This window comes from Nocardia sp. NPDC051832 (assembly GCF_040681285.1).
Classification (GTDB): Bacteria; Actinomycetota; Actinomycetes; order Mycobacteriales; family Mycobacteriaceae; genus Nocardia.
This window is the reverse complement of record NZ_JBFAYL010000001.1, coordinates 210,809-227,542: the sequence shown is the minus strand read 5'-3', so window position 1 is coordinate 227,542 and position 16,734 is coordinate 210,809. Positions and strand designations below refer to the sequence as shown.

The window sequence follows — 16,734 nt, the reverse complement described above, 5'->3', positions numbered from 1 at the left end:
GTAACTAGACTGACGCCGTGGCAGATTCCCAGAGACCGGTCCTCGTCGTCGACTTCGGTGCCCAGTACGCCCAGCTGATCGCTCGTCGAGTCCGCGAATCGAGCGTCTACTCCGAGGTGATCCCGCACACCATGACGGTGTCGGAGATCGCGGAGAAGCAGCCGCTCGCGGTGATCTTGTCCGGCGGCCCGTCCAGCGTGTACGCCGACGGCGCGCCGCAGCTGGACGCCAAGCTGTTCGATCTCGACATTCCCGTGTTCGGCATCTGCTACGGCTTCCAGGCCATGGCGCAGGCCCTCGGCGGCACCGTCGCGCACACCGGCACCCGCGAGTACGGCCGCACCGAGCTCAAGGTCGAGGGCGGTTTGCTGCACGGTGGCCTGCCCGCCACCCAGCCGGTGTGGATGAGCCACGGTGACGCGGTCACCGCGGCTCCGGCCGGTTTCGAGGTGACCGGCACCAGCGCCGGCGCTCCGGTCGCCGCGTTCGAGGACCGGGCCCGCCGCCTGGCCGGCGTGCAGTACCACCCGGAGGTGCTGCATTCGCCGCACGGGCAGCAGGTGCTCAGCCGCTTCCTGCACGAGATCGCCGGGATCAAGGCGGCCTGGACGCCCGCCAATATCGCCGACGCCCTGGTCACGCAGGTGCGTGAACAGATCGGTTCCGGGCACGCCATCTGTGGCCTGTCCGGCGGCGTGGACAGCGCCGTCGCCGCCGCGCTCGTGCAGCGCGCCATCGGTGACAGGTTGACCTGTGTGTTCGTCGACCACGGCCTGCTGCGGGCGGGGGAGCGCGAGCAGGTGCAGCAGGATTTCGTCGCCTCCACCGGCGCCAAGCTGGTCACCGTGGACGCGGTCGACAAGTTCCTCGGCGAGCTGAAGGGCGTCACCGACCCGGAAGAGAAGCGCAAGATCATCGGCCGGGAGTTCATCCGGTCCTTCGAAGAGGCCGTGACCGGGGTCGTCGCCGAACAGGGTGTGGCCGACGGTTCGGTCGAGTTCCTGGTGCAGGGCACGCTCTATCCGGACGTCGTGGAATCCGGCGGCGGCACCGGTACCGCGAACATCAAGTCGCACCACAATGTCGGCGGCCTGCCCGACGATCTGGAATTCGATCTGGTCGAGCCGCTGCGGCTGCTGTTCAAGGACGAGGTCCGCGCGGTCGGCCGGGAACTCGGTCTGCCCGAGGAAATCGTTGCGCGCCAGCCGTTCCCGGGGCCGGGCTTGGCCATCCGCATCATCGGCGAGGTCACCTTCGACCGGCTGGAACTGCTGCGGCAGGCCGATGCCATCGCGCGGGAAGAGCTCACCGCCGCCGGACTCGACAAGTCGATCTGGCAGTGCCCGGTGGTGCTGCTCGCCGACGTGCGCAGCGTAGGCGTGCAGGGCGACGGGCGCACCTACGGTCATCCGATCGTGCTGCGCCCGGTGTCCAGTGAGGACGCCATGACCGCGGACTGGACGCGCCTGCCCTATGACGTGCTGGAACGCATTTCGACCCGGATCACCAACGAGGTGGCCGAGGTCAACCGCGTGGTGCTCGATGTGACGAGCAAGCCGCCGGGCACCATCGAGTGGGAGTGACTTCCCCGTAGCCATACGAAAGGCCCGCCTCCCGGGGCGGGCCTTTCGCTATTCAGTTGGTCTAGCGGCGTTTCCGGGGCGAGAGCACCAAGAGAACGCCGACGACGATCGCGCCGATCACCAAGGTCCAGCCGATGCTGAACGCGCCGCTCTGATCGCGCAGTTCGGTGGGGCCGACCATGGCCCAGGCGCTGATGGCCAAGGCCAGGAAGCCGATGACCAGCATCGCGACGGATGGGCCTTTGCGCTTGCGTTCGGTCTGCTCAGCCACGGGTCACCTCCACTTCGCCCACGCGCACATCCACATTCAGCCGCAGCACCGGTGCGCCCGGGTTGTTCGGGCCGGTGATGCCCGTGGGGCAATTGATCACGTCACCGATATTCAGGTCGCACCGGGTGTCGACGGTCATGTTCGGTGGGAGCAGGACTTTGGCGTCGCCCGTGCCGACCTTCAGGTCGATGGTCCGGGACTCGGTCAGGTCCAGACCGCGCAGGTCCAAGGTTGCCGATCCGATCGACAGCGTGTACTCGGGCTGCAGATCGCTCATCGTCTTCGGATCCCAGACGCGGTCGCCGATGGCCCCGCCGTCGATCGGACCGACCAGGGAGGCCAGGACGACGAAACCGGCGAGCGGCGCGGTCACCACCAGCAGACCGGCGCCGCGGCGCAGGAACGCGCCGATGACCAGGCCGACGCCGACCACGGCCAAGGCGATCGCGGCGATGCGTCCGGGTGTCATCCATTCGACGCCGGAGACCGCGGCCGCGCCGGCGCCGGCGGCGGCGAGGATGGCCAGGCCGAGAACCGTGGGGGTGAGCCGGGAACGGGGCCGCTTCTGTGGCGGGGCGACCACGGTGCGAGCCGGGGTGGGGTCGGGCAGGTCCCAGGCCAGCGGGGCCACGCCGAGCGGGTCCCAGGACGGCGGTGTGACGCCGCCGAACACGGCCGGGGGCTCCGGGTTCGCGGTCCGGGCGGGCGGGAATTGCGCGGCGCCGGCGCCGGATTCGCTCGAGTCCGGCCGCTTGATCAGCGACGGGGGAGTGCTCGGCGGCGCGTCCTGCGCCGATTCGCTGTCGGTGCCCGGCTTCGAGACATCCACGCGCGTGGCGGATTCGGCGGGCAGCATCGTCGTATCGCGCCGGTCGGCCGCCGTGGCCGGCTCGTCATCCGATGCGGGCGCGGCGTTTTCGACCGGCACGTCCGGGACGTAGGCGTCCGGCAGCTTGGTGTACGGCGAGTACACCGGCATGACGTCGGAGTAGTAGTTCCCGGTGGCCGGGAACGCGGTACCCGGGTATCCGGTCGCGGTCAGCCCGCCGCCGGTCCCGAAGTCGAAGTCGCTGTCGAGCTCGCTGGTGCCGGGTGGCGGGTTCGGCACCCGCATGTGCAGCATCCACCAGCCCGCCAGCATCAGCGCCAGGCTGATCACCCCGGAGCCGGCCAGGCCCGAGCTGAACGGCCCCATCGAGCTGACCGCGATGCACAGCGCCACGATCAGCACGATGGTCTTGGTGTGCGACTGTGAGCTCTGGCCTTTGCCGAAAAGCCCTTCCGCACGCGACGATTCACCGCCCGGCGTGCTGAGCAGCAGCCAGCCCAGCAGGTACAACACTATTCCGGCGCCGCCGAACATCGTCGACACCACGAACGCGACCCGGACCAGGACCGGGTCGATGTTGTACCGCTGGCCGAACCCGGCCGCGACACCGGCGACCGGGCCCTGCCGCGGCAGCCGGACGGGGCGGGTCTGCCACATCTGCCGGAGCTGATCGCCGAAGCTCGTTTTCGTCATGCTCTCCATGGTGGCGGTGACCATAGCTTCGGCGCATCGGGGTGAACCCTGAATCCGATCCTGAACCGTCCTGCGGCGCTGGAAGCATCCGTTTTGTACTACTAGATGTAGTGTGACCTACTACACTCTGTAGTCTTCCAATCATGGCTATGTGGATCATCCCCGTTTCGTCCGTCGTCAGCTGCATCGCGATCGCCGGGCTGTTCTCCATCGGATTCCCCAAGGAGTGATCCGCGCTTACCGCTCCTGATCAGAAGACGATCGGGTCCCCGTAGACCGCGCCGTTGGTCGTCGCCTCGGGGGATTCCACATCGATCGTCGTGAAGGGGCGGATGGTCAAGGGCCCGCCGCAGCCTTCCGCGATCAGGTGGAAATCGCGGCTCATCACATACCCGGTCCGGTTGCCGGACAGCGCCTTGGTGCCGGTCTCGACACGCTTGATGACACCGGGTGTGACCTCCAGCTCCAGGTCCACCGAGGCCGAGATCTCCGGTCCGATACCGGCGTCCAGGCTCGGCTCCAGCGCGTCGGGGCTGCCGCCGACGCTCAACGTCACGCCGGCGTCGATGCCCGCGCCGACGTGCGCCCCGAAGGTGAGGTCGATGCCGACCATGCAGCTGACGAGGTAGCCGGTCTTCAGCGTGCCCGTCCCCGGGCTGTCGACGCGCCCGTAGGAAGTGTTGTTCAGGAACACCTCCCGGGTGGTCGGCAAGCCGTTCTGCGGAGCCACCGGGTGCGCCGCCATGTCGGTGTGACCGACGGTGAACCCGAAACCGGTCGGTGTGGCGTAGCTGTTCTCGTGCGCCGCGTAGACGAAGGCACCGGCGGGCGCGGCGCCGAAAGCGGCGGCGGCCACGGTGATCCCGGTGAGCGTGGCGGCGATGGCGGCGACGGACTTGATGGTCATGATTTCCTCCCCTGCGGCAGCTCCGGTGTGGAGCGGGGCCGATTGCTTTGTGGCCCAGGAAGAACGTAGGAGCCAGGCGCCGGATCGATCGCGCTACCGCCTGCTCGGAGTGGGTCGAAATCGCAGGCCGGGGCGGTATTTGCGAGTAATCCGGACCGGAGGCGCCGGCATCTGGCCCGGTGCGCCGGTAACCTGCCGCAACCAAGGGGCCGATTCCTGAGCGGATGCTCAGCCGTGCAGGTCAGACCCGGTCCGATTTCCGGACCGGACGCGCGCGGGCGGCGGGCCCGAAGATCAGGGTGATTCCTGATGCTGGCTGTCGGTGCGGCGTGCCAGTATCGAAGGCATGTACCCGTCCATGCCCGCGTTCGACGCTGCCCGAAGTGGAGACCCACGCGGGAAGCCGACGCTGGTGTTTCACGCCGGGGCGGAACGCCCCAAGCTGGAGCGGCGTTCGGGCGGGCGGATCGTCGGCGGGGTGGCGGGCGGTATCGCCGATCATCTCGGGCTCGACGCGTTCAAGGTGCGGATGGGGTTCGTGCTGCTGTCCGCGCTGGCCGGTGCGGGCATCGTGGCCTATGGACTGCTGTGGATATTCACCCCGGGCGGTTCCGACGAGGTGAAGCCGTCCGGGACGGAACGGCGGCGGTCGATCGGGCTGGCGCTGCTCGGGCTCGGGCTCACGATCGCGGTGTCCTGGCTGATGAACGGGACCGTGGCGGCGAAGGTGATCGTGCCGATCATCGTGGTCGCGGTCGGTGCGGCGCTGGTCTGGCGCGAGTACGACACCGACGGGCCGCGCTCGCTGCTCGGCCTGCCCGCGCGCTCCTCGGTGGTGACCTGGGCGCGCATCGTCGCCGGGGCCACCATGATCGTGGCCGGGCTCGGCGTGGTGGTGCTGGCCCGGATCGATTTGAGCTCGCTCGGCTCGGCGCTGATCGCGGTGGCGGTGACGCTGGTCGGCGCGGGTCTGCTGACGGTGCCGCTGTGGCTGCGCATGATGCGGGCGTTGAATACCGAACGCGCCGCGCGCATTCGCAACGAGGAACGCGAGGAGATCGCCTCGCATCTGCACGATTCGGTGCTCCAGACGCTGGCGCTGATCCAGCGCCAGGCCGCCGACCCGCAGGAGGTCACCAGGCTGGCCCGCAGCCAGGAACGCGAACTGCGGAAGTGGCTGTTCGAGGATGCCGGCCCGGCGGAGTCGAGTCTGGCGGCGGCGCTGCGCACCATCGCCGGTGAGGTCGAGGACCAGCACGGGGTGAAGGTGACGCCGGTGACCGTCGGCGACGTCTCGATGGACACCGACGAGAGCGGGAACGGCCTGCCCAAGGAACATTTCACGGCGCTGCTCGGTGCGAGCCGGGAGGCGCTGGTGAACGCCGCCAAGCACGCGGGTGTCCCCGAGATCGATTTGTTCGCCGAGGTAGAACCGCACCAGGTCAGTATTTTCGTGCGTGACCGCGGCACCGGTTTCGATGTGACCGCGGTGGCGCAGGACCGGCAGGGCGTGGCGAAGTCGATTCGCGGGCGGATCGAGCGGCGCGGTGGTCAGGTGGAGATCCTGTCCAACCTGGGCCGCGGGACCGAGGTGCGAATCATCATGCCGCGCACCGACTCCGGGGTGGCCGAGGAGGCCGGCGAGCCGAGTTCGGACGGTGTGCCGGAGTTCTCTCCGATCTCCGCGGACGCGCCGACCGCACGCATCGCGCGTCCGGTGCCCGGCGAGTAACGGCACAACAGAGTTCAGTGTGATACCGATGGAACACCGGCCGGGCTCGGCCGGTGTGGTCCGGTGGGTTGATCCACGGGTAGAGGAGAAGCAGGTGACCGTGCGGGTTTTTCTCGTCGATGATCACGCCGTGTTCCGGTCGGGTGTGCGGGCGGAACTGAGTCGCGAGGTCGACATGGAAGTGGTCGGCGAGGCCGGCGGTGTGGCCGAGGCGATCGCCGGTATCAAGGCGACCATGCCGGACGTGGTGCTGCTCGACGTGCACATGCCCGACGGCGGTGGGGTCGCGGTGCTCCAGGGCATCGAAGAGGGTCCGGTGTGCTTGGCGCTCAGCGTGTCCGATGCCGCCGAAGACGTGATCGCGGTGATCCGCGCGGGCGCCCGCGGTTACGTCACCAAGACCATCTCGGGTTCCGAACTGGCCGCCGGTGTGCGCCGGGTGGCCGGCGGGGACGCGGTGTTCAGCCCGCGGCTGGCCGGCTTCGTGCTCGACTCGTTCACCGGGAAGTCCCCGGTGCCGGAACCGCCGCTGGATCCCGAGCTGGATTCGCTGACGCCTCGGGAACTCGAGGTGCTGCGCCTGCTGGCCCGCGGCTACACCTATCGCGAGATCGCCGAAAACCTGTTCATCTCGGTGAAAACCGTGGAAACCCACGCCTCCAACGTGCTTCGCAAGACCCAGCAGTCCAACCGGAATGCCTTGACCCGCTGGGCACATCGCCGCCGTATCGACTAGCTCACATGAGCGCGATGACGATGGCGATGATCAGCACCAGGCCGACGAGCAGACCGATCGCGATGGCCAGCGGAGCGTTGCTGACCTGCGGCGGGCGCTGCCCGATGGTGCTGCGCTGGCCGACCGGACGCTGACCGGCCGAAGCTTGCTGTGCCCCCTGCTGCTGCGGCCGGTGCGGGCGCGGCAGCGGCGCCGAGTGCGGGCTGCGCGTGCCGGACGCGGAATTGCGGGTCGCCCACGCCGGGATGGTGCCGTCCTCGGTGCGCACCGGTGCGCCGAGAATGTAGGGCCCGGTGCCGGGACCGAAAGCGGCGGTGAGGATTTCGTCGCGCGCCTCGGCCATGGTGGGCCGGCGCTGCGGCGCGGGTTCCATCATGTGCAGTAACGCGTTGGTGAGCACTCCGCAGCGCTGCGGGGGAATGATCTGCGCCATCGCGGCCCGCTCCACCAGGACGTTGGCGTCCTCGTCCAGGCCGAACGGCGGCTGCCCCTCGATCGCGGTGTACAGCGTCGCGCCGAGGGAGAACACATCGCTGGCCTCGGTCGGCCGCGCGCCGCGCGCCACCTCCGGCGGCAGGTAGGCGGGGGTGCCGGTGATGACGCCGTCGGGTTCGTCGGACAGATCACCCGCGCCCCGGGAGATGCCGAAGTCGCTGAGTTTCGCCATGCCGACGCCCGGACCGCGGTCGGCCACAAGGATATTGCCGGGTTTGATGTCGCGGTGCGTGATGCCGACGGCGTGCGCGGCGGCCAGCGCGTCGGCGACCTGCGCGCCCATCTGCGCCACCTCGACCACCGGCAGCGTGTCGAACACCGCCATCGCCTTGGCCACGCTGCGGGAGGGCAGATGCTCCATCACCAGCCAGGGTTCGCCGGCCTCGAGCACCACGTCGTAGACGGCGATGGCGTGCTCGTGCGACAGCTTCGCCGCGACCCGGCCCTCGTGCATGATCTGGTTGCGGATCTCGGTGGCCTGGCGTTCGTCCAGCCCGGCCGTGGAGAGCACCTGCTTGATGGCGACGTCGCGGTCGAGCAGCCGATCGTGCGCCAGCCAGACCGCGCCCATGCCGCCGCCACCGACTTTGGATTGCAGACGGTAGCGGCCGGCGACCAGGTAATCCGGGCCGACAATAGGTCGGGGGCGCTCGATCATGGGTTGCAGGGTATCCGACGCACCGACATCCGCACCCGGCGAACCGTGATAAGGCGAAACGTGCCAAGTGATTTCGGACCGAACCGTCCAGTCTCGTGATGCGCGACGCATCTCGGGGGTGGCCGATGGCTCGCCGGTCGCTGGCGCGGCGCGCTTGACGGATCGAGGGGGTGGGTTTCTACTGGAGAGGTATCGAACGTATATTCGATACGAATCGATAGCTGGATCGGTGCTGGCTGGTCCGCTCGCTTCGCCCAGTCCATCGTGGGAAGTAGGTGGTTGTGATGGGTTCGGACGCGCGCGTGGGGGAGGCACAACAAAAGACGCTGGCCGAGCTCCGCAGGAAGATGGCCGCCATACCCGGTCGCGGCGAAGCCGCGGTCGAGCGGTCGCCGCACGCCGCCGAACTGCGCCGCGAGGCCCTGCCCGTCCCCGCCGCGCTTGCGGAATTGTTGCCGGATGGCGGCCTGGCCAAGGGGTCGGTGGTGTCCTATGCGGGCGCCCGCTCGCTGCTCGCCGGTTTGCTCGCCGCGGTCACCGAGCACGGCGGGCACGCCGCCGTGGTGGGCGTCCCCCGATTCGGTCTGCTCGCCGCCGCGGAGATGGGTGCGGATCTGGAGCGTCTCGCCGTGGTCGCCGATCCCGGACCCGATCCCATTGAAGTTGCCTCCGTGTTGCTGGATGGCTTGGATCTGGTCGTCCTCGGCCTCGACGGCGCCTCCGTCGTGCCCTCCCGCGCCCGCGTCATCGCCGCCCGTGCCCGTAATAAGGGCGCCACCCTCGTCGTCACCGACGGCGCCTGGCCCAACCCCGCCCTGCGCATCGATGCGCGCATCGCCGGTTACGTCGGCCTCGGCACCGGCCACGGCCGCCTGCACTCCCTGACCCTGGAGGTCGAAGTCCGCGGCAAGACCGGCACCCCCGGTCGCGGTCACCTCGATCTGCGCCCGAGCGCCGGTCGCGTCCAATGGTTCTCGCAGCACACCGACGCGCGCCTGACCGAGCTCCCACTCCAGGCTCGGGGTGCCGCCTCATGATGTCGCTCGCCGGCCTGTGGTTCCCGCGACACACTGATTCGCGCCTGACCGAACTTCCACTCCGGGCTCGGGGCGCCGCCGCATGATGTCGGTGCTCGCCGATCGCGGATTCGCTGCAAGACAGGCGCGTTCGTCATGCCGGTGACTGATTTCCGGGGCTCGGGCTGCCGAGTTGCGCTGCCGGGCAGGCTCCCGCGACGTCGGCGTTGCGCGGTGCCGCTGCGGCTCGCTGGGTCGGGTTCTGCTCGCGAGTTCTGTGTACAGCAGGGCATTTCGGGTGCGGCAGTTGTGCGATCCACGGCGTGAGCAACGCGGGTGCGGCGCGAGTGGTGGCGGTGTGGTGCTTGGATTGGCCCGCGGTGGCGGCTGCGGCGATGGCGGAGTTGCCGGCGACGCGGCCGGTGGCGGTGCTGCACGGGAATCGGGTGGTGGCGTGTTCGGCGGTGGCGCGGGCCGAGGGGGTGCGGCGTGGGTTGCGGCGGCGGGATGCGCAGGCGCGCTGCCCGGAACTGTTTCTGGTGCAGGCGGATTCGGATCGGGACGCGCGGCTGTTCGAGCCGGTGGTGGCGGCCGTGGACGAGACGGTGCCCGGCGTCGAAGTGCTGCGGCCGGGTCTGCTGGTGCTCGGGGCGCGCGGGGCCGCAAGATTTTTCGGCTCCGAGGAGGCGGCTGCGGAACGGCTCGTCGACGCGGTGGCGGCGGTCGGGGTGGAGGCGCAGATCGGGATCGCCGACGAACTGTCCACCGCGGTGCTCGCCGCCAAACGCGGCGCGATCGTGGCGCCGGGGGCGGGTGCGGCCTTCCTGGCGCCGTTGCCCATCGGCGAACTCGCCGTCGAACCGAGCCTGGCCGCGCCGGAACGCGCCGACCTGGTGGACCTGTTGCACCGCTTGGGCTTACGCCGCATCGGTGACTTCGCGGCGCTGACCTCGGCCGAGGTCGCCTCGCGGTTCGGCAACGACGCGGTGCTCGCGCATCGCTGCGCCCGCGCGGTTCCGGAACGGCCGCCGGCCGCGCGTCGCCCGCCGGCGGAATTACATGTGGAGTATCGCTGCGATCCGCCGATCGATCGAGTCGACGCCGCCGCCTTCGCCGGCCGCATGCTCGCCGCCCGGCTGCATGCGGTGCTCGCGGCCGCGTCGGTGTCCTGCACGCGGTTGTCGGTCTTCGCCGAAACCGAAGCGGGTGAGCAGCTCTCCCGAATCTGGCGCTGCGCGGAACCGCTGACCCCGGAGGGCACCGCCGACCGGGTGCGCTGGCAACTCGACGGCTGGCTGAACGCACCCACCCGGCAGGCTTCGCGCTCCGGGGCTCGCCCGACCGCCCCCATCACCCTGCTGCGCCTGGAGCCGGTCGAGATCGCACGGTCCGGCGCCCTGCAACTCGGCCTGTGGGGCGGCGTGGGCGAGGAAACCGAGCGGGCTCGCCGTGCCCTGGTCCGCGTGCAAGGTCTGCTCGGGGGCGAGGCGGTGCGATTCGGCGTGCTCAGCGGCGGCCGCGGCCCCGCCGAACGCATCACCATGGTTGTGCTCGGCGACGAACCGGTGCCCGCCGCCGACCCGGATCAACCCTGGCCCGGCAGCCTCCCGCAACCGGCACCCGCCATGCTCCTGCTGAACCGCCCCGCGGTGCTGCTGCAAGCAGCCGACGGCGCACCCGTCCACCTCACCGATCGCGGCCTCTTCACCGCACCCCCGGCCCGTCTCACCTGGGGCAGCCGCCACTGGTCCCTCGCGGCCTGGGCCGGCCCCTGGCCCATCGACGACCACTGGTGGACGCCCGACCCGACCGTCACCGCCCAGGCCCGAGTCGACCACTGGCCGACTCCTGCCCCCGCTGTCACCGCCCGCGCCCAGGTCCAACTAGACGGTGCCCCCGCCGACACCCGTGTCCTCTTACTCATCTACCGCGCGGGAACTTGGCACGCCGAAGGCATCTACGACTGACCGTCGTGGTTCAGGGGGCGGACCAGACGAGGGCGAGGGAGAAGGGCTGGCCGCGCAGCGCGGACCATTTGGGTTTGGCGGCGAGCCAGGTGTCGTCGACCAGGGCCTCGGTGATTTCGGTGAGGATCCAGCCGGCGCTCAAGGCCGCGGTCATGTGTTCGCTGAGCAGGTGCAGGTGCGTGCTGATCGCGACCGGCTCGCCCGAGGCGGGGGTGTAGTGCGTGGGCATGCCGGTCACCATGATGAATTGCGGGTGGTAGCTGACCATGACGCAGGTGGCGCCGGGCGCGGCGAGCCGCCGGGCCTCGGCGTAGAACGGGCCCAGGTCGGGCAGGTGTTCATCGATCAGCGACGCGATCACCAGGTCGTAATTCCCGCTCGCGAGCCCGGTTTCCCGCACATCCGCCTGCCTGAGCGAGGTGTGCACGCCCCGCTCACGCGCCCGCTCCAGCATCCCGGCACTCACATCGACCCCGTCGATATGCGCGACCCCCTGCTGCCGCAGCCAGTCCCCGGTTCGCCCGGTCCCGCACCCCAGATCCGCCGCCCGACGCACCGCACCCCATTGCGGCTGCCGCAACCGATCGAGCAGCGCCAGATCCATCGAGTCCATGACTGTCCGCTCATAGGTCGGCGCCCACCCGTCATACCCGGTGGCCACATCTACAGTCGGATAATTGCGTCGATCGAAGTCCGCGAAAGTCGGCATGCCCGGCAGTATTTCGCGAATCCACAGCCCCCGCCACGGGTTTACGCGGTGGGGCGCGAGGGTGGTGGGGCTGTGACGCCTGACAAATCCTCAGCTGGGGGTGGGTGAATGTCAGTATCCTCGGACATCGTGGAAATGACTCGGGATGTGCTGCTGGGGGGTGTGCGGATCGCTTATCGCGATTCGGGTGCGTCTTGTGCGCTGCCCGAGGAGGGCGATGTGCCGGTGGTGCTGGTGCATGGGATGGGTGGGGACGGATATACCTGGGATCGGTTCGCGCGGAAATTGGTGCGGGCTGGTCGGCGGGTGATCATTCCGGATCTGCGGGGGCACGGTCGGAGCGCGCATACCGAGTCGTATCTGTTCGAGGAGTTCGGGGCCGATGTGCTGCGGCTGGTCGATCACCTCGGGGTGACTTCCGCGGACCTGGTCGGGCATTCGCTGGGCGGTTACGCGGTGTCGTGCATCGCCCAGGAGCGGTCTGAGCTGGTGCGACGGCTGGTGATGGAGGAATGCCCGCTGCCGCTGCGGTCCGGGGACGAGCAGCAGACGCTGACTCGTCGTTTTCCGTCGGTGCCGGAGCTGTGGCATGCCACCAGCAGCGTGGTCCGGCATCCGCGGGCCGTGCTGGCCTTCGACCGCACGATGACGCGCACGGCGCTGGAGCAGTTCCGCAAGCCGAATCCGGAATGGTGGGATCGGCTGGCCGACATCACCGCGCCGACCCTGGTGCTGCGCGGTGGCCCGGGCGGGATGGTCGACCCGGTGAAGCTCGCGGTCCTGCGCGAGTCCATCCAGGACTGCACGGTCGCCGACTTCACCTGCGGTCACAGCATCCACCGCGACCGATATCGGGAGTTCAAGCACACGGTGCTGCCGTTCTTGAACCAGCCGGTGCTGGACGGCCGGGCCGACCTGCCGGCATGAGGGCGCCCGGGTCCTACAGTGAATCGGTGAACTTCGAGGGTCTGACCTGCTCCGCGGCCGCCGCGATCGACGTTCCGCTGCCCGGTTCCGCGACCAAGGTCGGTGCCTGGCTGTGCGTGGAACAACCGGGCGCCTGGGGCCGCGACGTGATCGGCGACGAGGTCCTCGGCCCGGAGATCACCCCCGAACTGGCGGCCCGCACCGCCGCCGCGCAGGTCCGCCCGACCCTGATCCGCCGTCCCGGCCGTAACGAATTCACCGGCGCCCGAACGGTTCTGATCGCCAACTCGCGCCCCGAGGGCAACTGGTGCGAGCGTTTCGAGATCACCGACCTGAAGCAGCTGCTCGACATCGACCTGCACCTGTTGAACGGCCCGCCGCCGGGAATCGGTGCGCGAGTGACGGATCCGGTGATCCTGGTGTGCGCGCACGGCAAACGCGATCAGTGCTGCGCGCTGCTCGGCCGCCCGATCGCCGCGAACCTGGCTGCCGAATACCCCGACCAGGTGTGGGAGTGCTCGCACACCGGCGGTCACCGTTTCGCCCCCGCGCTGGTGCTGCTGCCCTCGGGTCTGACCTACGGTCGCGTCGACACCGAATCCGCTACGGCGGCAGTCGAGGCGATCCGTCGCGGTGCACTCGCGCTGCCCGGTTTCCGGGGCCGCAGCGGCCACAAGCCGATCGAGCAGGTCGCGGAAATCGCCGTCCGCGAACAGGTCCCGGCCGCACTCGCCGATCTCACGGTCCGCCTCGAAACCGGCTTCACCACAACCGATCCCACCGTCGCCGGCGCGGCGCTGGTCACCCACCGCGACGGCCGCCGCTGGCGCGTCACCGTCCGCACGGTGTCCTTCGCGCCCCGCCAAGCCAGCTGTGGCGCCGCCGCCAAACCCGCCGCCGCCCTCGTCGCCGATCCGGTTCAGCCGCTCGCCTGAGCGGGCGGTCAGTGAATTCGCGATAGCGGCCGCCCTCCGCTGCGAGTTGTCGCCGGCGGTATGTCGACCGCGATTTCACTGCGCGATGTCGCCTGGCAGGCCCCGAGTAAGGTGCTGGCGAGTACCTGATCTGAGGGAGGGGTGTAGATGACCAAACCGCCGTGGGGGCCGCAGCCAGGTGGGTATCCGTACCAGCCTGGGCAGCCGTACCAGCCGCAGCCCTATCCGCCCGCGCCGCAGCCGTATCAGCCTGCGCCCCAGCCGTACCCGGCGCAGCCGCAGCAGCCGCACCCTTCGCAGCCGCAACAGCCCTACCCGGCGCAGCCGCAGTATCCGGGTCAGCCGCAGTATCCGGCTCAGCCCCAATTCCCCGGACAGCCGCAGCCCCCGCAACAGCCCGGCCCACCTGGGCAGCAGAGCCCCGCGGTGCAGCATTACCTCGGTGCGGTCACCCAGCGCATGACCATGGGCCGGCTACAGATCTCTCAGCACTGGATCGGTCAGGTGTGGAGCCTGAACGGTGTCGGCGCGGTCATCAAGTCCTCGCTCAATCCGATCGAACTCGCGATCTGCGTCGGCGCGGTACCGGAGCTCACTCCCGGCGCGCTCGCCGACTTCGCCCGGCAGACCGACCAATTCGCCCAGTCGCTGCGCCGGCAGAGCGCGATGGTGGTGAAGGGCGGGGCGCACGCGGTCGCCGCGCTGGTCTCCGAGCGGGTGCATCCAGCGGTGCTGCAGGAGGTCAAGAACAAGCCGATGAGCTGGGGTTCGGTGATCGTGCCCGCGGTGGTGGACCTCGGGCAACGGCAATTGCACGTGGCCGCGAACACGCCGTTCATCGGCATGGCGATCTGGGGCAGCGTCCGCTCGAAGGCGCGCGATTTCCTCCCGGAACCCCGTCAGGTCCTCGGCTAGCGGGTAGGCGCGGCCCGCTTGGTGATCGGCGGCGTCGCATCCGGCCGCGATGGCGATTTCGGTGAAGGACTCCGCGCGGGCGCGCGAGATCGTCGAAAATGGCGGCACGGCCACACATCCCAGCGCTGGCGGGTTCGTCTCGCCCCGGGACGCGGGTGGCGCCGGGCTGTTCTGCACCGGCTAGTTCCTCAGGAGATAGTTCATGTTCGACACCTTGCTCTTGCTCGTCGTTCCGGCATTGTTGTTCCGCGCACTGGGCGCGTTCGGCGTAAGCCGCTTCAGCACTTGGCGTTCCAGCGCGATCCACGGCTTGGCGGTGCTGCTGCTGATGACAGGCAGCGCGCACTTCGTCCCCGACAGCGTGACAGTGCTGCCGAGCCATGCCGACCTGGTCGCGATGGTGCCCTCGTTCGTGCCGTTCCCCGGCTTCGCCGTCTATGCCACCGGCGTACTCGAATTAGCGGGCGCGATCGGGCTTTTGATACCCGTGACGCGGCCGTACGCCGGAGCTGGGCTCGCGCTGCTGTTCGTGCTGATGCTGCCCGCCAATGTCTATGCGGCGCTGAACGATATTCCGCTGAACGGCGAGCCTCCGACGCCGCTGTGGTTCCGGATTCCCGAGCAGATCGGGTACATCGTTGTCGCGCTGTGGGGCTCGGGTGCGCTGACCGGACGACGCGCTCGCGCCGGAGCGCCGGCGGCGTAGTCGATCCGAAGCCCGTCGCCCCCTGCGCGACGGGCCCGGAGTTTCACCAGTGTGTGCCGGGTACCCACCGCGCGGCGCGGCGTAACGCGGTCCCGGTGACCTTGCGCGCCGCGGACTGCGGGCGCGGCGTCGATTCCTCCTGCGGCGCTTCGGCTTCGGTGTCCTCGTTGCTGGGTTCGAGCTGTTCGCCCTTGGCCGCGGGGGAGTCCGGGAGTGCGCGGTAGTAGCGGTGCAGGATACGGTCGCGGATCTTCGGGGTGACCAGCGCGCCGTATTCGGCGAGGGTGCCCAGCGGCACGTCGATCCGCTTGGGGCGCTCGGTGAGCGCGCGCACGATGGTGGCGGCGGCCCACTCGGGGGATTCCGAAGGTCCTTGCGTCCCACTGGGTGTGATCATCGGGGTGCGCACCAGCGGCATGTGGATGGTGGTGAAAGTGACGCCGTCGGCCAGGGTTTCGACCGCGGCGACCTCGGTGAACTTGTCCAGCGCGGCCTTGCTGGCGAGGTAAGCGGAGAACCGCGGCGTCGCGACCTGCACTCCGGCACTGCTGATCTGGACGATGTGGCCGAACTTGCGTTCGCGCATCTGGGGCAGCAGCGCCAGGGTCATGCGCAGCGCGCCGAAGTAGTTGACCGCCATGGTGCGCTCGAAGTCGTGCATCCGGTCGGTGGAGCGGTGGATGGCGCGGCGGATCGAGCGGCCCGCGTTGTTCACCAGCATGTCGACGTGGCCGTGCTCGTCCAGAATGGTTTCGACGGCTTGGTCGACGGAGTCGGTCTCGGTCACGTCGCACTGGTATCCATAGGCCTTGCCGCCCGCGGCGCGGATCTCCTCGACCACGCCGGCGAGTTCGTCGGCGCGGCGCGCGAGCAGGAAGACAGTGGCGCCCTTGGCGGCGACGGCCAGGGCGGCGGCGCGGCCGATGCCGGAGGACGCGCCGGTGATCAGAACGTGCCTGCCGGTCAGGTCACGGCGGTTGCGCCGTTTCCCGTCGGCTTGGTCAGCGTGGCTCATCGCTGCTCCTTTGCAGATCGAATTGGCACGAACTTACTCCGAAGTAAGTTTACCCGCCAAGTGAGCCCGCCCACATTTCGGGCCGGTCGCAAAACCTTCGCAACCCCGTTCGAATCACGCTCGAATACATCGAACATATGTGCGATACTTCTGCGCATGGCGGACGATCGGATGGCGGACATCTTTGCCGCGGTGCGGCTCGGCAGCGACAACCGGAAGGCCGCGCGGCACGCGCTCGAACAGTTGTGGGACGAGCTCAAACCGGCTGGAGATCCGTTGCAGCGCTGCGTGATCGCGCATCATCTGGCTGTTCTGCAAGACGACGATCCGGCCGCGCTGATCTGGGATCAGCGCGCTCTGGCCTCGGTGTTCGGCCCGGGCATCCCGCTGGACGAGGGGCTGCGCTGCTTCCTGCCCTCGCTCTATCTCAACCTGGCCGACAGCCATCGGCGCGTCGGCGATTTCGAAACCGCTCGCATGCAGCTCACCATCGCGCGCGGCCATCTCGCGGTGCTGGTCTACGACGCCTACGGCGCGATGATTCGCTCCGGTCTGGACCGGGTGGAGGCCGCCCTCGACGCCGGCTCCACGGCGCGCCTGCCGAGCGGGAGCGAGCGCAAATGAGTGGGTCGAGGAGGTG

Annotated in this window: 17 protein-coding genes; 11 read left to right on the top strand and 6 right to left on the bottom strand. The window is 69.5% G+C overall.

Annotated features, from left to right (window positions below; all coding sequences use genetic code 11):
• The first annotated feature begins 17 nt into the window (after nt 1-17).
• A complete protein-coding gene (guaA, locus tag AB0M14_RS01075) occupies nt 18-1,583 on the top strand; it encodes a glutamine-hydrolyzing GMP synthase (RefSeq protein WP_364986837.1) in 1,566 nt (521 codons plus the stop codon).
• Nucleotides 1,584-1,644: 61 nt separating this feature from the next.
• Here guaA and AB0M14_RS01070 read toward each other — a convergent pair whose 3' ends face one another.
• The 3 genes from AB0M14_RS01070 to AB0M14_RS01060 all read right to left on the bottom strand — a co-directional run bounded on the left by AB0M14_RS01070 (nt 1,645) and on the right by AB0M14_RS01060 (nt 4,283).
• On the bottom strand, nt 1,645-1,854 hold the full coding sequence (locus tag AB0M14_RS01070) for a hypothetical protein (protein WP_364986834.1): 210 nt from the start codon (nt 1,852-1,854) through the stop codon (nt 1,645-1,647).
• A complete protein-coding gene (locus AB0M14_RS01065; protein WP_364986831.1) occupies nt 1,847-3,385 on the bottom strand; it encodes a PspC domain-containing protein in 1,539 nt (512 codons plus the stop codon). The genes AB0M14_RS01070 and AB0M14_RS01065 overlap by 8 nt, the downstream gene beginning before the upstream one ends.
• 241 nt (nt 3,386-3,626) lie before the next feature.
• Complete coding sequence (locus AB0M14_RS01060; protein WP_364986828.1) at nt 3,627-4,283, bottom strand: MspA family porin; 657 nt, start codon at nt 4,281-4,283, stop codon at nt 3,627-3,629.
• Nucleotides 4,284-4,629: 346 nt separating this feature from the next.
• Here AB0M14_RS01060 and AB0M14_RS01055 point away from each other — a divergent pair, with 346 nt between their 5' ends.
• Together AB0M14_RS01055 and AB0M14_RS01050 are read left to right on the top strand one after the other, a co-directional pair.
• Entirely contained in the window at nt 4,630-6,015 is a 1,386-nt protein-coding gene (locus AB0M14_RS01055) for a PspC domain-containing protein (protein WP_364991195.1), read from the top strand.
• 100 nt (nt 6,016-6,115) lie between these two features.
• On the top strand, nt 6,116-6,751 hold the full coding sequence (locus AB0M14_RS01050) for a response regulator transcription factor (protein ID WP_364991192.1): 636 nt from the start codon (nt 6,116-6,118) through the stop codon (nt 6,749-6,751).
• A gap of 1 nt (nt 6,752) precedes the next feature.
• Here the strand turns inward: AB0M14_RS01050 and AB0M14_RS01045 are convergent, their stop codons facing one another.
• Complete coding sequence (locus AB0M14_RS01045; RefSeq protein WP_364986825.1) at nt 6,753-7,904, bottom strand: serine/threonine-protein kinase; 1,152 nt, start codon at nt 7,902-7,904, stop codon at nt 6,753-6,755.
• 284 nt (nt 7,905-8,188) lie between these two features.
• Between AB0M14_RS01045 and AB0M14_RS01040 the strand changes: the two genes are divergently transcribed.
• Nucleotides 8,189-8,941, top strand: coding sequence for a hypothetical protein (locus AB0M14_RS01040; protein ID WP_364986822.1), 753 nt, complete (start codon nt 8,189-8,191; stop codon nt 8,939-8,941).
• 374 nt (nt 8,942-9,315) lie between these two features.
• The gene (locus AB0M14_RS01035; protein WP_364991188.1) at nt 9,316-10,887 is read left to right on the top strand and encodes a DNA polymerase Y family protein; all 1,572 of its coding nucleotides are present in this window, start codon (nt 9,316-9,318) and stop codon (nt 10,885-10,887) included.
• Between the two features lie 10 nt (nt 10,888-10,897).
• Here AB0M14_RS01035 and AB0M14_RS01030 read toward each other — a convergent pair whose 3' ends face one another.
• Nucleotides 10,898-11,596 (bottom strand): class I SAM-dependent methyltransferase, encoded by a 699-nt coding sequence (locus tag AB0M14_RS01030; RefSeq protein ID WP_364986819.1) that lies wholly within the window; start codon nt 11,594-11,596, stop codon nt 10,898-10,900.
• Nucleotides 11,597-11,731: 135 nt separating this feature from the next.
• On the opposite strand from AB0M14_RS01030, the gene AB0M14_RS01025 reads away from it, so the two are divergent.
• The 5 genes from AB0M14_RS01025 to AB0M14_RS01005 all read left to right on the top strand — a co-directional run bounded on the left by AB0M14_RS01025 (nt 11,732) and on the right by AB0M14_RS01005 (nt 15,079).
• Entirely contained in the window at nt 11,732-12,523 is a 792-nt protein-coding gene (locus AB0M14_RS01025) for an alpha/beta hydrolase (protein ID WP_364991185.1), read from the top strand.
• On the top strand, nt 12,520-13,458 hold the full coding sequence (locus tag AB0M14_RS01020) for a sucrase ferredoxin (RefSeq protein ID WP_364986815.1): 939 nt from the start codon (nt 12,520-12,522) through the stop codon (nt 13,456-13,458). Before AB0M14_RS01025 ends, AB0M14_RS01020 begins: the two co-directional genes overlap by 4 nt.
• A gap of 147 nt (nt 13,459-13,605) precedes the next feature.
• A complete protein-coding gene (locus AB0M14_RS01015) occupies nt 13,606-14,373 on the top strand; it encodes a hypothetical protein (protein ID WP_364986812.1) in 768 nt (255 codons plus the stop codon).
• Between the two features lie 49 nt (nt 14,374-14,422).
• On the top strand, nt 14,423-14,557 hold the full coding sequence (locus AB0M14_RS01010; RefSeq protein WP_364986809.1) for a hypothetical protein: 135 nt from the start codon (nt 14,423-14,425) through the stop codon (nt 14,555-14,557).
• 18 nt (nt 14,558-14,575) lie between these two features.
• Entirely contained in the window at nt 14,576-15,079 is a 504-nt protein-coding gene (locus AB0M14_RS01005; protein WP_364986806.1) for a hypothetical protein, read from the top strand.
• 43 nt (nt 15,080-15,122) lie between these two features.
• Here the strand turns inward: AB0M14_RS01005 and AB0M14_RS01000 are convergent, their stop codons facing one another.
• Nucleotides 15,123-16,094 carry an SDR family NAD(P)-dependent oxidoreductase gene (locus AB0M14_RS01000; protein WP_364986802.1) on the bottom strand — a complete coding sequence of 324 codons (972 nt, stop codon included), beginning with the start codon at nt 16,092-16,094 and terminating at the stop codon, nt 15,123-15,125.
• Between the two features lie 156 nt (nt 16,095-16,250).
• On the opposite strand from AB0M14_RS01000, the gene AB0M14_RS00995 reads away from it, so the two are divergent.
• A complete protein-coding gene (locus tag AB0M14_RS00995; protein WP_364986799.1) occupies nt 16,251-16,718 on the top strand; it encodes a hypothetical protein in 468 nt (155 codons plus the stop codon).
• Nucleotides 16,719-16,734 lie beyond the last annotated feature (16 nt).

What these genes read in the sequence shown, in the direction of transcription:
- AB0M14_RS01010 (WP_364986809.1), top strand. Translation starts at nt 14,423, where the DNA reads ATGGCGATTTCGGTGAAGGACTCCGCGCGGGCGCGCGAGATCGTCGAA.
- AB0M14_RS01035 (WP_364991188.1), top strand. Translation starts at nt 9,316, where the DNA reads ATGGCGGAGTTGCCGGCGACGCGGCCGGTGGCGGTGCTGCACGGGAAT.
- AB0M14_RS01000 (WP_364986802.1), bottom strand. Translation starts at nt 16,094, where the DNA reads ATGAGCCACGCTGACCAAGCCGACGGGAAACGGCGCAACCGCCGTGAC.
- AB0M14_RS01060 (WP_364986828.1), bottom strand. Translation starts at nt 4,283, where the DNA reads ATGACCATCAAGTCCGTCGCCGCCATCGCCGCCACGCTCACCGGGATC.
- AB0M14_RS01040 (WP_364986822.1), top strand. Translation starts at nt 8,189, where the DNA reads ATGGGTTCGGACGCGCGCGTGGGGGAGGCACAACAAAAGACGCTGGCC.
- AB0M14_RS01025 (WP_364991185.1), top strand. Translation starts at nt 11,732, where the DNA reads ATGACTCGGGATGTGCTGCTGGGGGGTGTGCGGATCGCTTATCGCGAT.
- AB0M14_RS01045 (WP_364986825.1), bottom strand. Translation starts at nt 7,904, where the DNA reads ATGATCGAGCGCCCCCGACCTATTGTCGGCCCGGATTACCTGGTCGCC.
- AB0M14_RS01015 (WP_364986812.1), top strand. Translation starts at nt 13,606, where the DNA reads ATGACCAAACCGCCGTGGGGGCCGCAGCCAGGTGGGTATCCGTACCAG.
- AB0M14_RS01065 (WP_364986831.1), bottom strand. Translation starts at nt 3,385, where the DNA reads ATGGAGAGCATGACGAAAACGAGCTTCGGCGATCAGCTCCGGCAGATG.
- AB0M14_RS01030 (WP_364986819.1), bottom strand. Translation starts at nt 11,596, where the DNA reads ATGCCGACTTTCGCGGACTTCGATCGACGCAATTATCCGACTGTAGAT.
- AB0M14_RS00995 (WP_364986799.1), top strand. Translation starts at nt 16,251, where the DNA reads ATGGCGGACGATCGGATGGCGGACATCTTTGCCGCGGTGCGGCTCGGC.
- AB0M14_RS01020 (WP_364986815.1), top strand. Translation starts at nt 12,520, where the DNA reads ATGAGGGCGCCCGGGTCCTACAGTGAATCGGTGAACTTCGAGGGTCTG.
- AB0M14_RS01055 (WP_364991195.1), top strand. Translation starts at nt 4,630, where the DNA reads ATGTACCCGTCCATGCCCGCGTTCGACGCTGCCCGAAGTGGAGACCCA.
- AB0M14_RS01005 (WP_364986806.1), top strand. Translation starts at nt 14,576, where the DNA reads ATGTTCGACACCTTGCTCTTGCTCGTCGTTCCGGCATTGTTGTTCCGC.